Consider the following 1,985-nt stretch of genomic DNA (forward strand, 5'->3'; position numbering starts at 1 on the left):
CGGCGGCCGGCGCCGCGGCGAGCTCGGCCGGACCGGGCCACCGCTCGAGCCACGCCCGCCAGACCGGTTCCACCCGTGCCACGGGGGTCTGCTGGCTCATGACCTCACAGAGCAGGATCTCCCACGCGCCGACACCCGGGCCGCGCCAGGGGAGGGGGCGGCCCGCACGGTCGAACCAGGACAGCAGGGCGGAGGTGTCGACGGAGGTCACCGTGTCTCCGCGGGAGCGGGGTGTGCACAATATGAGCCATGCCTCATACCGATCCCATCAAGGCCTGGGCCTCGCTCCGCGACGGCAATCATCGATTCGTCGAAGGGCAGATGCGTCATCCCAGCCAGAATACCGAGCGGCGGGAGAAGCTCGTCGCGGCGCAGCACCCCAAGGCCGTCCTGTTCGGCTGCTCGGACTCCCGGGTGGCGGCCGAGATCATCTTCGACCAGGGTCTCGGGGACCTCTTCGTGATCCGCACCGCCGGCCACATCAGCGACTCGGCGGTGCTCGGCTCGATCGAGTACGCGGTCCACGTCCTGGAGACCCCGCTGATCGTGGTGCTCGGTCACGACAGCTGTGGCGCCGTCAAGGCCACGGTCGACGCGCTCAACACCGGTGAGATCCCGCCCGGGTTCCTGCGTGACGTGGTGGAGAAGGTCTCGCCCTCGATCCTCAACGGTCGCCGCGAGGGGCTCAGCACCATCGACGATTTCGAGGCGCGCCACGTCCTCGAGACCGGCGAGCTCCTGCAGCAGCGCTCCAAGATCATCAGTGACCGGATCGACGCGGGGCGGCTCGCGATCGTCGGTGTGACGTACAAGCTCTCGGACGGGCGCGCGTATCTGCGCAGCGCGTTGGGGGAGGTCGAGGACACCCCCCACGGTCCGGGTGAGGAGATGATCGCGGTCTAGGGACACGCCGCGAGGGGGATCCGGTGCGGCGCCCGCTCGGCCCTAGAGTTGGGCCCGTGCACGAACCCCAGGGCTCCCTACCGCGCGAAGTCTATGTGCGTCGCCGCGTCGCCGCCGTCGCCATCGCGGTCGTCGCCGTCCTGGCCGTGGTGCTGGCGCTGTTCCTGGCCTCCAGGGACAGCGGCACGGACACCCAGGAGTCGGCGGGCGGCGGCGAGGTCGACACGGCCGAGGCGGCCACCACCTCGGAGACCACGACCACCGGGACCACCGCCCGGGATGACGGCGGCGCCTCGCGCGGCCGGTGCGCGGACGAGGACTTGAGCCTGGAGGTCTGGTCCGCCGAGCCCAACGTCCCGGTCGGCGAGGACGTCCGGTTCTTCGTCAACATCCTCAACACCTCGGACACCACGTGCGACCGCGACCTCTCCGAGGCGCCGCTGTCCTTCGAGGTCTACCGCCTGGACACCAACGTCAAGGTGTGGTCGAGCATCGACTGCACCACCCCCCGCGAGGACGACGAGGTCGACCTCCGCCCCGGTGAGCCCGAGCCCCGCCAGATCGACTGGACAGGCCGCCGGTCCGCGGAGGGCGCCTGCTCGGAGGCCGATCGGACCCCGGTCGAGGTGGGCGCCTACCAGGTCTACGCGCTGGTCGGGAACGTCTTCAGCCCGGCGGCCACCTTCAACGTGGTCGAGGGCGACTGACCGTTCGGGGTGTCGGGCGCGACTGGCATCTGAGGCAGGCGCCGCGGACGCCGTCCGCTAGGTCGACCCGAGGCCGGTGAGCCACTGGCGCACGTGCCGGGCCCACAGGGCGCCCACACCCTCCACGTCCGCGAAGTCCGTCTGCTCCGCGGCGAGCAGCGCCGGAACCGAGCCGAACCGTTCCACCAGGGCGGAGATCTGCACGGGCCGGAGTCTGGGGATGTGGGCGAGCATCCGGTGACCCCGTGCGGTGACGTGCTCGTCGAGGTCCTCCGGCTCCGCGGGCAGCCCCAGGCAGCGTGCGACGGGGCCGGGCAGGAGCAGGTCGGCGTCGGTCAGGGCGGCCAGGCGCTCGAGGCCGGTCGTCACCTGGTC

The 1,985-nt window shown here is 71.5% G+C and carries 2 protein-coding genes and 2 pseudogenes; 2 read left to right on the plus strand and 2 right to left on the minus strand.

Translation table 11 applies throughout. From position 1 onward, the window contains the following. Window positions 1–211, minus strand: a pseudogene (locus G6021_RS12030) (A/G-specific adenine glycosylase); the annotation flags it as partial. Between the two features lie 38 nt (window positions 212–249). Here G6021_RS12030 and G6021_RS12035 point away from each other — a divergent pair. Together G6021_RS12035 and G6021_RS12040 are read left to right on the plus strand one after the other, a co-directional pair. Next, window positions 250–903 (plus strand): carbonic anhydrase, encoded by a 654-nt coding sequence (locus G6021_RS12035; protein ID WP_179524500.1) that lies wholly within the window; start codon window positions 250–252, stop codon window positions 901–903. 56 nt (window positions 904–959) lie between these two features. Continuing rightward, complete coding sequence (locus G6021_RS12040) at window positions 960–1,610, plus strand: hypothetical protein (RefSeq protein ID WP_182639751.1); 651 nt, start codon at window positions 960–962, stop codon at window positions 1,608–1,610. A gap of 57 nt (window positions 1,611–1,667) precedes the next feature. Here the strand turns inward: G6021_RS12040 and G6021_RS12045 are convergent. Further along, a pseudogene (locus G6021_RS12045) lies at window positions 1,668–1,985 on the minus strand (DNA integrity scanning protein DisA); the annotation flags it as partial.

The organism is Dietzia sp. CW19, assembly GCF_014145265.1.
Classification (GTDB): domain Bacteria; phylum Actinomycetota; class Actinomycetes; order Mycobacteriales; family Mycobacteriaceae; genus Dietzia; species Dietzia natronolimnaea.

Excerpts from the sequence above, each read along its gene's own strand:
- G6021_RS12035 (WP_179524500.1), top strand. The coding sequence starts at position 250 with ATGCCTCATACCGATCCCATCAAGGCCTGGGCCTCGCTCCGCGACGGC.